Raw genomic sequence first — 10,438 nt, forward strand, 5'->3', positions numbered from 1 at the left:
TCTTATTCCGCTCGGAGGATGCCCAAGAAGGCTTAAGTGCATTTATTGAAAAACGTCCAGCTGACTGGTCTGGGAAATAGAAGAGTAAGAATGATCATAACTAATGGCGATATCGGCTCACCGATATCGCCATTTTAAACAAAATAAAGAATGAGAGAAATGGATGTGAAACCAAATGGAAAATAAAGTCCAAACGTTAAGAGAGGCGATTGATTTACATGTAAAAGATGGTCAATCCGTTGTACTTGGTGCCTGTTTAGAGCCGATGATTCCATTTGCTGCTGCTTTTGAAATGATTCGTCAGCAAAAGCAAGAGTTAACATTAATCGCACCGATATCGGATATTTTATTTGATCTCTTAATTGGAACTGGAAGTGTAAGCGGTATTAAAACAGCTTGGGCAGGGAATGTGAGTGCAGGACTTGGGCATAACTACCGGCGTTCCATTGAAGAACAAATCCCTTCCAAAATTGACATAGAAGATCATAGTAATTTTTCACTTGGATTGTCATTATTAGGGGGAGCAATGGGGGTGCCTTATTTGCCGACCAAATCTTTATTAGGTACAGGCCTACTAAAAAGCAATCGCTCCTTATCTGTTCATGAATATCAAGGGGAGAAATTAGTACATGTTCCAGCTTTAAATCCAGATGTGGCGATTCTTGGTGTTCAACGTGCCGATAAACAAGGTAATGCTCATTTTTGGGGAAATATCGGAGTTGCACAAGATGCTGCCCTTGCCAGTAAAAAAGTGATTTTGTTAGCAGAGGAAATAGTGGAAACCGAACTGATTACAAGTGATCCGAACCGAGTGCTCGTGCCAGGCTTTAAAGTCACCTCGGTTGTCCATTGTCCAGCTTATTTTCATCCTTCGCCAATGCCAGGCCATTACAGCCGTGATCATCTCTTTTTCCATGATTACCATAAAGAAACGAAAACGAGACAAGGTTTTTTACAATGGGTTGAAAAATGGGTCATGAGTGTCACGACTCATCAAGAATACTTAGAACGACTTGGGCATGAGCGTATTTCGCAACTGAAAGTGAAAACAGAAGCATTGGCCGCATCTGTTAACTATGCAGCGGAATAGATGGGGGAGTGATTATGATGAATTATACAATAGAAGAATTAATGGTCGTAAGTGCGGCAAGAGAAATTCAAGATCATGAAGTGGTTTTTGTTGGAATGAGGTTGCCCATGCTCGCGTTTGCAGTGGCAAAAAAGTTACACGCACCGAATGCGGTCGGTTTTTATGAATGCGGAATCGTTCGGGATTTCCCCTCTGAACAGCTTTTATATACGATGGGGGATACACCGAATGTGATTGGTTCACAATGGTGTACAACGACAAATCATTTAATGTACTTAATGCAGCAAGGTTATGTTGATTGTGGTTTTATCGGTGGAGCAGAAGTGGACCAATACGGAAATGTGAATACCTCTTACATTGGAGACTATAAAAAACCGAAAATAAAATTACCAGGTAGTGGAGGAGCAGCCGATATTGCTTCTTTATCGAAACGTTTACTCGTAATTATGAACCATGAAAAAAGAAGGTTTAAACCTAAAGTGGAATTTATTACCTCACCTGGCTATGGAGATGGTGGGAATTGGCGCAAACAGCAAGGGTTACCCCGTGGTGGCATTGGAGCTCTGATCACAACTTTAGGAGTAATGAGAGCGAATGAGGCAGGTGAGCTTGAATTAAAAACAATTCATCCAGGTATCTCGTTAGAACAGGTGAAAGAAAGCACAGGTTGGGAGCTGAAAGTAAACGCTCAATTAGAAGAAACCGTTGCCCCTTCTAAAGAAGAGCTAGACGTAATTCGAAGTATCGATCCAGAGGGCTTTTGGACGGGAAAGAAAAAATAAGGAGTGTTGAGTGTGAGAAAGAATGAAATTGAAGTTCTCGTCAATTGGGGCGATACAGATAAAGCGGGGATTGTTTATTACCCCAATTATTTTAAATGGTTTGATATTGCTGGGCATCAGTTTTTCAGAAGCTGTGGGTTGTCGCCAACAAACTTAGAAAAGGAACGACAAATCATTTTGCCTATGTTAGATGCGAGATGTACGTTTGAAAAAACATTATTGTATGAAGATTTAATTACAATTCGAACGACGGTTCTTGAAATCAATGACAAAACGATTAAGTTAAAACATGAAGTTTTTAATGGTGAGATTAGAACAGGAAATGGCTATGAGTTGCGTGGTTGGGTGAAGCAAACCGGAGAAAGTATAAAAGCAGTACCCATTCCTGATGACGTGAGGACGATTTTACAATCCAATGTCGAAAAGGAATCTGCTGTTCTTGCGACGACAAAGTATAATGCATAATATTGTAAATTCCTCTATAATGGAAGAAGAATCAATCTATGATTAAATTTTTCTAACTAATGGATGGTGACAAAATGAAACCAAGGTCGTTGATGTTTACATTATATGGGGAATACATTAAGCATTATGGTGGTGAAGTTTGGGTCGGGAGTTTAATTCAATTAATGGGGAAGTTTGGCGTTTCTGAATCATCTGTTCGTGGGGCTATTTTTCGAATGGTCCAAAAAAACTTACTCCAAGTACGCAAAATCGGCAACAAAAGCTATTATTCCGTTACCGAATTAGGGAGACGACGAATTGAGGATGGGGTTAAACGTGTTTATACGACTCAAAGTCAAGCATGGGATGGAATGTGGCGTATTTTAACGTATTCTTTTCCAGAAGAGAAAAGAGAGCTCCGTAACATTATACGAAAAGAGTTAAACTGGACTGGGTTCGGTGTCATATCGAATAGCACATGGGTAAGCCCAAATCCTTTAGAAGAGCAAGTATTAGAAATGATTGATACGTACAAGATTCATGATCATACTTTTTTAATGAGTGCGGGTTCGATTGTTTCGCATGACAATGAGAGCATCATTAAAAAAGGATGGGATCTAGAAAAGATTTCGAGTGAATACGATGGTTTTATCGAAAATCTAACGCCTAAATTTGAAGAATTGCGTGAAAAAGCCTTAAATAATTTATTGACAGATGACGAATGTTTTATTGAACGAACTAAGCTCGTTCATGAATATCGGAAATTTTTATTCCAAGATCCTGGTTTTCCACGCGATTTATTACCAAATAACTGGTCTGGTTCAAAGGCACGTGATTTATTCTGGCAAACACATCAGTTAATTTCGATTCCTGCTGTTCGTTGTTTTGAACAATTATTTGAATCTCCACCAGATATTGATGTAGAAAAAAACCGTAATCGAGCGATCAATCCATTTCGAGAAATCACGGTTCCATTTTAAAAGACCTTTTTCGGCATTTAGGAACTAGAGTTTGGATAAATCTAGGTTAAGGGATGGTTATAAACATGAGGACCTATAGGAGGAATCTATGAAACTAGAAAAAATTGAAGGCAGAGGATACCGTGTTGGGGTACCTGTGCCTTTTCCGATGAAGTATATATATTGCTACTTATTTAAAGATGAGGATCATTATGTGTTAGTGGATGTCGGCTTTCATTATGAAGAAGCGAAAAAGTGCTGGCAAGATGTATTTGTTGAAATAGGGATCACTCCAACTGATATTAAGACGATTTATTTAACTCATTTTCATCCAGACCATTCCGGACTTTGTGGTTGGATGCAAGAGCTCACAGGGGCAAAAGTGTTTATGCATCATACCGATAAAGAGATGATGGAGCACGTTTGGGGAGAAGATGCAAATCAATCGACAGTTTTAGAAACGATGTTTATCGATTATGGTGTGCCTGCTGATTTAAGTGAGGCTGTCCGCTTTCATATGGATAAATTAGCAAAGCATGTCCACCCGTTGCCTACAGTTCAATCGATTGACGAACATATATCGTGGAATGAACAAGAGTGGGCGGTCATTCATACACCTGGCCATAGTGGTGGTCATATTTGTTTTTATCAAAAAGAAGACAAAGTGTTAGTGGCAGGTGACCATATTTTAGATAAAATCACTCCGAATATTAGTGTTTGGCCGCGGGCAAGTCAAAGGCCACTTCATGAGTATTTAGATTCATTAGAAAAGATAAAACAATATGAGGCGAACTACATTTATACGGCCCATGGTCAAATGGTGACCGATCTTTCAAAACGAGCTGATGAAATTATTAGTCATCACCAGGAACGCTTAGCGAAAATAGAAGCTCTTTCTAATGGAAAGACTGCTTATGATGTGGCAGAACAATTATTTGCTCATAAAAACTTAACTCCGCATCAATGGCGCTTTGCGATTGCGGAGACTCTCGCTCATCTTTTTTATTTAGTTGAAGAAGAAAGGGTTACAAAAAGTACGACCAAACCATATGTCTTTTATCAAAGTAAAAACGTGTAAAAAAACTATCGTTAAAAACATGTAATGCCACTTCTCGGCAGGTACATGTTTTTTATGTTGATTTCATGAGATTTTTTGTAAATTGATTTCTGATTTTTCAGCTAAATAGTAGTGGTGTTTGATAATATTAATTATTCGTTCGTCTAAAAAACATAATAAAAATATTGACAGATAATTTAGAATGTTTTATATTACTTAATATAGACGAAAAGAATAAAAACATAATAAAAGAGGTGTTAACAAGATGGGCAAAAGTGAAGCTGAAGTTTTATTAGAGAAGGTTCAAAAGGGGTTTACGGTTGAGCGTGTCGAGGATATGGATGAAGCCTATTTAAAAGCATTAAAGCAAACGTTAACCATCGTTGGTGATACGGAGTTACTAAGTGTACCGCCGTTACTGACTGTTTATAATGAGGCACCAAACTTGAACTATAAAATTACCGCCTTAGCCGTTATGCAAGATGAGATTGGTCACGCTCATATTGCCTATCGTTTACTTGAAAATTTAGATGTGGATGTCGATGAACTCCTTTATGAGAGGGAGCCTAATCGTTGGAAAAACCCTTATGCCTTTGATTTCGAACTGGATAATTGGATTGAACTAGGGGTCTTCAACGGATTATTTGACAGAGCCGGATACACTCTTTTAGGTGACGCTCATGAACATACATCGTATGGGCCGTGGAAAAGAGCCTTAGTAAAAGTGGATAAAGAAGAATTATTTCACTTGCGTAATGGAGAGATCATTATGAAATCGGGGATGAAAAAACCAGAGACAGCGAAACAAGTGCAAGAGGCCGTAGATTGGATGTTTTTAATGGGACTTGAATTTTTTGGAGTAGCTGATAATTTGAAAAGTCGTTCAGCCCAATTGGATTACCGTTTAAAGGGTCGGACAAATGACGAACTTCGTCAAAAATGGTTATCAACAGCTGTTCCATTTTGTGAATCGATTGGTGTAAACGTACCAGCACATTTTGATGAAGAAAAAAATGAATACGTCATTGATGTACCATTCCCTTGTCAATTTGATGTGAAGAATAAAAGATGGCTCCATGATGAGCCTGATACATGGGACGGGGTTATCAAACGATTTAAAGAACGTGGTCCCAAAAACGAAGAATTTGTGAAAAGAATCCAAAAAGGAGCAAAAGAGCTAGAAGCAATGAGACAAGAGGGGGCGTAAATCATGGAAACGACAATGATTAGTATTGTTCCAAACAAAAAATATTGGAATGCCTTAAAAGAAGTTATGGACCCGGAGTTTCCGATTAGTGTCGTTGATATGGGGTTAATCTATGAAATCACCAAAAAAGGTTCGAGTTTACAAGTTTTAATGACCTATACATCAACAGGTTGTGCTTGTATGGAATGGATTGAAAGCGATATCAGAGAGCGGTTGTTAGAAGAAGAAGAAATTGAACATGTCGATATTCAGGTTGTGTGGGATCCACCTTGGACGGTTGAAAATTTAAGTGAAGAAGGGAAAAGGAAGCTTCGATATTGGGGGGTAAGTTCATGAATAAACAAGTGGAGTACGTATTATTTACCCGGATTAAACGAGGGGACGATTTAATGGAGATCGGTTCATTTAAAGCGGCTGATTCTGAATTAGCGAAAATTTATGCCGAGCATATTTATGATGAAGAAGATTGGGTCGAAATGCAAGTCGTTCCTAAAAGTGAGTTTATTAGTGTTAGACAGCCTGAACCACTTTTTAATAAGGAAGGAGTGAAATGAATGTCGACAAATAAAAATATCTCCTTAATTGAGCTAGCTGAAACAATAGCAGATAATAAATACATTTTAGGAGACCGATTAGTAGAAGTGGGGATTAGTGGTCCTAATTTAGAAGCGACCCTTTCGGCGGTTGCGATGGCCCAGCAAGAATTAGGTCATGCCAGGCTTATCTATCGTTGGGCTTTTGAGTTAAAAGGGTTGAATGGCAATAGAGTAGACATTAAGGATCAAACAGGAAAAGCATATAAATCAAATGTAGAAATTACAAACTGGATTGATTTAATTGCTGGTTTATACGTAACGAATATCGCGACTGACATTGTGATGAAAGCGGTTATAGCAGCTGAGCACCCAGAAGTGAATCCACCATTTAGCAAAATGTTAAAAGAACAAAACGAACATACGATTTATTCAAAAAGCTGGTGTCGTCAGCTCGTTCAAGAAAAAGGGTCGATTCCAAGAAGGTTTCATGAAGCTTTAACAAAACAATTTGAAGAAGCATCTCAGTGGCTTCGAAAAATAGAACAAGATCCTTTATTACAATCAGAAAAGATGGTTCAACATAATGGCGACCTTAGCAAACAATTAAAAGATAAAGTCGAGGTCTTTCTTCAAAAAGGAGTTGTCTCCAATGTCAACGGATAAAGTCGAATGCTCCTTTTGTTCTTCTGACCAAGTTGAAAAAATATCTTCATTTGGAACCGCTCAACTTGTCCGACAGTATTATTGCCAAAATTGCCAAAGTGTTTTTGAATACATCCGCTGGCAAAAAGAGGTAAATACGAAATAAAGAAAGGGGCAAAAAAATGGTTCAAATGAAGAAAGTTGGCGTCGTTGGTTCCGGAACGATGGGAACAGGCATCGTTCAACTAGCGATTCAAAATGGTTACAAGACCGTGATGTTTGATATCTCCAACCAAGCGGCGCAAAGGGCGAAAGAGCAACTTGAAAAGATTTTGGCACGCTTAGTCGAAAAAGGTAAATTAACAAAAGCTGATCAAGCGGAGGCGTTAGCGTGTTTACAAGCAACAACAGAGATGGACCTGTTAAAAGACTGCGATCTTATTATTGAAGCCGCATCGGAAAAATTAGAAGTAAAGCAGGCTATTTTTAAACAGTTAGAAGCCATTTGTCATGATAAGACGATACTGGCTACTAATACCTCTTCGCTATCGATTACGGAAATTGCTGGGGCTCTAAAACAGCCGGAAAAAGTAGCTGGATTACATTTTTTTAATCCAGCACCGTTAATGCCACTCGTTGAAGTGGTTTCCGGCATCAATACAAATGAGCAAACAGTCGAACAGCTTTTTGCGTGGGCTAATAGTTTAAAGAAAACGGCCGTTCTTTGTAAGGATACTCCTGGCTTTATCGTCAATCGTGTCGCCAGACCATTCTACAATGAGGCACTAAGAATTATGAATGATGGTGTAGCGAGTGTGGAGCAAATCGACCGCATTATGAAAAAGGCTGGTCATTTTAAAATGGGACCTTTTGAATTGCAAGATTTAATCGGAATCGATATTAACTTAGCGACTACTAAGACGGTTCATCAAAATTATTACGGTGAAAGTCGCTTCCGGCCCCATTATTATCAAGAAAGGCTCGTGCAGGCTGGTCGTTTAGGCAGGAAGACCAAAGGAGGTTTTTATACTTATGAGTAAGAAATCTCTTGCTATTTTTGGAGAGCATCTATTAGCCAACGCTCTAGCGGACGCTTTTTTAGAAACCGATTTCCAAGTGAGTGTTAACCAAGCCGACCCTCATACCCATATAGTTATCGAAACAAATCATTTGGTAGAGGAAAAACGGCAGGCGATGGAAAAAATCGAAACGATGGTTGCCGAAGAAGCTTTAATTGTAACCTCTTGTCTCACATTTACGGCAACTGAAATAGGTTCGTGGATGGCTCATCCCGAAAGACTGATAGGTTTTGCGACATATGCCAATTTTTCTGAACATGAATTAGTAGAAGTGGCAAAGCCATTACAAGCCGATTCCGTCTATTTAGCCAAAACAGCGGAGCTCTTTCAAAAGATTGGACTTAGTGTAGAAGTGGTTGAAGATGAGGTCGGTATGGTGTATCCGCGCATATTAGCTTTAATTATTAATGAGGCTGCTTATGCTTTAACCGAAAAAATTGCTTCGGCTAAAGCTATTGATACCGCAATGAAAAAAGGTGTGAACTATCCACTTGGACCTTTAGAATGGGCAGAGAAAATTGGCATTGAAGATGTGTATGCGGTTTTAGCAGGCCTTTATCGCCAATTTGGAGAAGAACGCTATCGTCCAGCACCTTTAATTAAAAAGCTCGTTTTCGCGAAGTGGGTTGGTGGTGAGACTAAAAAAGGCTTTTACCATTATGATCATTTTAAAAACAGACAAAAAGAATTAATAGAAAACTAGTTTGTCTTTTCAAGTGCAGTACCGATTTATGGCTAAAAATTATGATCAGCTTTGATAATGTTGAGATGAAGGAGTGTTTTATGTGTCTGTAATCAAAGATACTTACCAACTATTTATTAATGGGGAATATACAAACAGTCGTGATGAGAAATTTTTTGAAGTATATAATCCTGCTACAGGTGAAGTAATTGCTCGAGCTGCAAAAGCGACCAAGGAGGATGTTGACCGAACAGTAGAGGCTGCTCGTATGGCTTTTGAATCGGGAAAATGGCCAAGAACATCGCACACCAAAAGAGCACGGATTTTAAATCAGATTGCCGCAGTTATGAGGGAGCGTTTTAATGAACTTGTTGAAGCGGAAGTTTTGGATACAGGAAAAACCGTTGCTGCAGCCCAAGGACAAATTAATCAAGCAATTGAGGATTTTGAATTTTATGCAGGGACAATTGCTACCTTTGGAGGGCGGACAAACCCGATGCCTGGTCAGTTTTTTAATTACACATTAAAAGAGCCTGTTGGTGTTTGTGCTCAGATTATTCCGTGGAATTATCCACTTATGATGGCGGCTTGGAAAGTGGCCCCTGCACTTGCGGCTGGTTGTACTGTCATTCTGAAACCAGCTTCTCATACCCCTATAACCGCTTATATGTTAGCTGATATTTGTCAGGAGGCAGGCGTCCCTCCAGGAGTTGTAAACGTTATCACTGGTAGTGGATCGGAAATAGGTCCTTATCTTACAGAGCATGCGGGAGTTGATAAAGTCGCCTTTACAGGTGAGACCGAGACAGGGAAGGACATTATGGCGAAAGCTTCTGGTACATTAAAACGCGTCACTCTTGAATTAGGTGGGAAATCACCAAACATCGTCTTTGATGACTGTGATCTTGAGGGAGCGGTTGTTGGTTCTGTTTATGGCATTTTTTATAATACCGGACAATCATGTGAAGCGAGATCAAGATTATTTATTCATAAAAATATTTATGATGAATTTGTAAACAAGTTTCTTGAAAAAACAAAAGCTTTAAAAGTAGGTGACCCATTTAATAAAGAAACACATGTAGGGGCTCTTATTTCCAAAGGTCATCAAGAGGTTGTCGATGGGTATGTGAAGCTTGCGGTTGAAGAAGGTGGCAAGGTGTTGTATGGCGGCCAAATTCCTGAAGGGGAAGAATTTAAAGAGGGTTATTGGTATTTGCCAACGGTTATTGGGGATGTCACAAATGATATGAGAATCGCTCAAGAGGAAGTATTTGGTCCAGTTGTGGTCCTCATGAAATTTTCCGATGAAAAAGAAGTGGTTGAGCGAGCAAATGACTCAATTTTTGGGTTAGGCTCAGCGATTTGGACGAAGGATCATGGGAAGGCACATCGAGTAGCTAAAGCTTTGAAAGCCGGTATAGTGATGATTAATAATCCTATCTCTGCTTTCCCTGGAACCCCGTTTGGTGGCTACAAACAATCTGGTTTTGGTCGTGAGTTATCAATTGAAACGTTGGATCTTTATACAGAGACAAAGAGTGTGGTTTCATACATTGGGGAACGACCATTAAATTTATTTGGCATTTAAACTTTAATACGATTCATCAATGTATCTAAAATAAAATTTTGATAAATACGAGGAGGAATTATTATGTCGACTGTAGAAACAGAAAAAAAGAATTTAACGGTAGTGAAGAAAAATGGAGTAGCTGAGGTTCATATTCATGTCAACAAAACAAATGCGTATGATTTAGACTATTATAAAGAATTAAATGCGGCGATTGATGACATTCGATTTGATCGTGATATTAAAGTAGCTGTTTTAATGAGTGACATGCCGAAATTTTTTTCAGCCGGAGCGAACATCAACTTTTTAAAAGCAGCCGAGCCAAGATTTAAAACACAATTTTGCTTGTTATGTAACGAAACATTAGATAAAATCGCTCGTTCCCCACAAATT

Annotated in this window: 14 protein-coding genes; all 14 read left to right on the plus strand. The window is 38.9% G+C overall.

Annotated elements, in window-relative coordinates:
• The first annotated feature begins 175 nt into the window (after positions 1 to 175).
• Positions 176 to 1,090, plus strand: a complete 915-nt coding sequence (locus tag BALCAV_RS19500; RefSeq protein ID WP_003320713.1) for a CoA transferase subunit A — start codon at positions 176 to 178, stop codon at positions 1,088 to 1,090.
• Positions 1,091 to 1,107: 17 nt separating this feature from the next.
• The gene (locus BALCAV_RS19505; protein ID WP_136445903.1) at positions 1,108 to 1,872 is read left to right on the plus strand and encodes a CoA-transferase subunit beta; all 765 of its coding nucleotides are present in this window, start codon (positions 1,108 to 1,110) and stop codon (positions 1,870 to 1,872) included.
• Between the two features lie 12 nt (positions 1,873 to 1,884).
• Positions 1,885 to 2,337 (plus strand): acyl-CoA thioesterase, encoded by a 453-nt coding sequence (locus BALCAV_RS19510; RefSeq protein ID WP_003320709.1) that lies wholly within the window; start codon positions 1,885 to 1,887, stop codon positions 2,335 to 2,337.
• A 74-nt stretch (positions 2,338 to 2,411) separates the two neighbouring features.
• Positions 2,412 to 3,296, plus strand: coding sequence for a PaaX family transcriptional regulator (locus BALCAV_RS19515; RefSeq protein WP_003320708.1), 885 nt, complete (start codon positions 2,412 to 2,414; stop codon positions 3,294 to 3,296).
• Between the two features lie 88 nt (positions 3,297 to 3,384).
• Positions 3,385 to 4,353, plus strand: coding sequence for an MBL fold metallo-hydrolase (locus BALCAV_RS19520; RefSeq protein WP_003320707.1), 969 nt, complete (start codon positions 3,385 to 3,387; stop codon positions 4,351 to 4,353).
• Positions 4,354 to 4,597: 244 nt separating this feature from the next.
• Entirely contained in the window at positions 4,598 to 5,539 is a 942-nt protein-coding gene (locus BALCAV_RS19525) for a Phenylacetic acid catabolic protein (protein WP_003320706.1), read from the plus strand.
• 3 nt (positions 5,540 to 5,542) lie between these two features.
• A complete protein-coding gene (locus tag BALCAV_RS19530) occupies positions 5,543 to 5,875 on the plus strand; it encodes a metal-sulfur cluster assembly factor (protein WP_003320705.1) in 333 nt (110 codons plus the stop codon).
• Complete coding sequence (locus BALCAV_RS19535; protein ID WP_003320704.1) at positions 5,872 to 6,093, plus strand: hypothetical protein; 222 nt, start codon at positions 5,872 to 5,874, stop codon at positions 6,091 to 6,093. The genes BALCAV_RS19530 and BALCAV_RS19535 overlap by 4 nt, the downstream gene beginning before the upstream one ends.
• Positions 6,094 to 6,738: a Phenylacetic acid catabolic protein gene (locus BALCAV_RS19540; RefSeq protein WP_003320703.1), complete on the plus strand. Its 645-nt coding sequence runs from the start codon at positions 6,094 to 6,096 to the stop codon at positions 6,736 to 6,738.
• The gene (locus tag BALCAV_RS22605) at positions 6,725 to 6,883 is read left to right on the plus strand and encodes a PaaD-like zinc ribbon domain-containing protein (protein WP_003320702.1); all 159 of its coding nucleotides are present in this window, start codon (positions 6,725 to 6,727) and stop codon (positions 6,881 to 6,883) included. Before BALCAV_RS19540 ends, BALCAV_RS22605 begins: the two co-directional genes overlap by 14 nt.
• Before the next feature lie 16 nt (positions 6,884 to 6,899).
• A complete protein-coding gene (locus BALCAV_RS19545; RefSeq protein ID WP_003320701.1) occupies positions 6,900 to 7,757 on the plus strand; it encodes a 3-hydroxyacyl-CoA dehydrogenase NAD-binding domain-containing protein in 858 nt (285 codons plus the stop codon).
• Complete coding sequence (locus BALCAV_RS19550) at positions 7,750 to 8,499, plus strand: 3-hydroxyacyl-CoA dehydrogenase family protein (protein WP_003320700.1); 750 nt, start codon at positions 7,750 to 7,752, stop codon at positions 8,497 to 8,499. Before BALCAV_RS19545 ends, BALCAV_RS19550 begins: the two co-directional genes overlap by 8 nt.
• A gap of 82 nt (positions 8,500 to 8,581) precedes the next feature.
• A complete protein-coding gene (locus BALCAV_RS19555) occupies positions 8,582 to 10,066 on the plus strand; it encodes an aldehyde dehydrogenase family protein (RefSeq protein ID WP_003320699.1) in 1,485 nt (494 codons plus the stop codon).
• Positions 10,067 to 10,129: 63 nt separating this feature from the next.
• On the plus strand, positions 10,130 to 10,438 hold a 309-nt coding region (locus tag BALCAV_RS19560), incomplete at its 3' end, for an enoyl-CoA hydratase/isomerase family protein (RefSeq protein ID WP_040324270.1).

It is taken from the genome of Alkalihalobacillus alcalophilus ATCC 27647 = CGMCC 1.3604, from assembly GCF_000292245.2.
Lineage (GTDB): Bacteria > Bacillota > Bacilli > Bacillales > Bacillaceae_D > Alkalihalobacillus > Alkalihalobacillus alcalophilus.

Excerpts from the sequence above, each read along its gene's own strand:
- BALCAV_RS19525 (WP_003320706.1), top strand. The coding sequence starts at position 4,598 with ATGGGCAAAAGTGAAGCTGAAGTTTTATTAGAGAAGGTTCAAAAGGGG.
- BALCAV_RS19540 (WP_003320703.1), top strand. The coding sequence starts at position 6,094 with ATGTCGACAAATAAAAATATCTCCTTAATTGAGCTAGCTGAAACAATA.
- BALCAV_RS22605 (WP_003320702.1), top strand. The coding sequence starts at position 6,725 with ATGTCAACGGATAAAGTCGAATGCTCCTTTTGTTCTTCTGACCAAGTT.
- BALCAV_RS19545 (WP_003320701.1), top strand. The coding sequence starts at position 6,900 with ATGGTTCAAATGAAGAAAGTTGGCGTCGTTGGTTCCGGAACGATGGGA.
- BALCAV_RS19530 (WP_003320705.1), top strand. The coding sequence starts at position 5,543 with ATGGAAACGACAATGATTAGTATTGTTCCAAACAAAAAATATTGGAAT.
- BALCAV_RS19535 (WP_003320704.1), top strand. The coding sequence starts at position 5,872 with ATGAATAAACAAGTGGAGTACGTATTATTTACCCGGATTAAACGAGGG.
- BALCAV_RS19520 (WP_003320707.1), top strand. The coding sequence starts at position 3,385 with ATGAAACTAGAAAAAATTGAAGGCAGAGGATACCGTGTTGGGGTACCT.
- BALCAV_RS19550 (WP_003320700.1), top strand. The coding sequence starts at position 7,750 with ATGAGTAAGAAATCTCTTGCTATTTTTGGAGAGCATCTATTAGCCAAC.
- BALCAV_RS19515 (WP_003320708.1), top strand. The coding sequence starts at position 2,412 with ATGAAACCAAGGTCGTTGATGTTTACATTATATGGGGAATACATTAAG.
- BALCAV_RS19505 (WP_136445903.1), top strand. The coding sequence starts at position 1,108 with ATGAATTATACAATAGAAGAATTAATGGTCGTAAGTGCGGCAAGAGAA.
- BALCAV_RS19500 (WP_003320713.1), top strand. The coding sequence starts at position 176 with ATGGAAAATAAAGTCCAAACGTTAAGAGAGGCGATTGATTTACATGTA.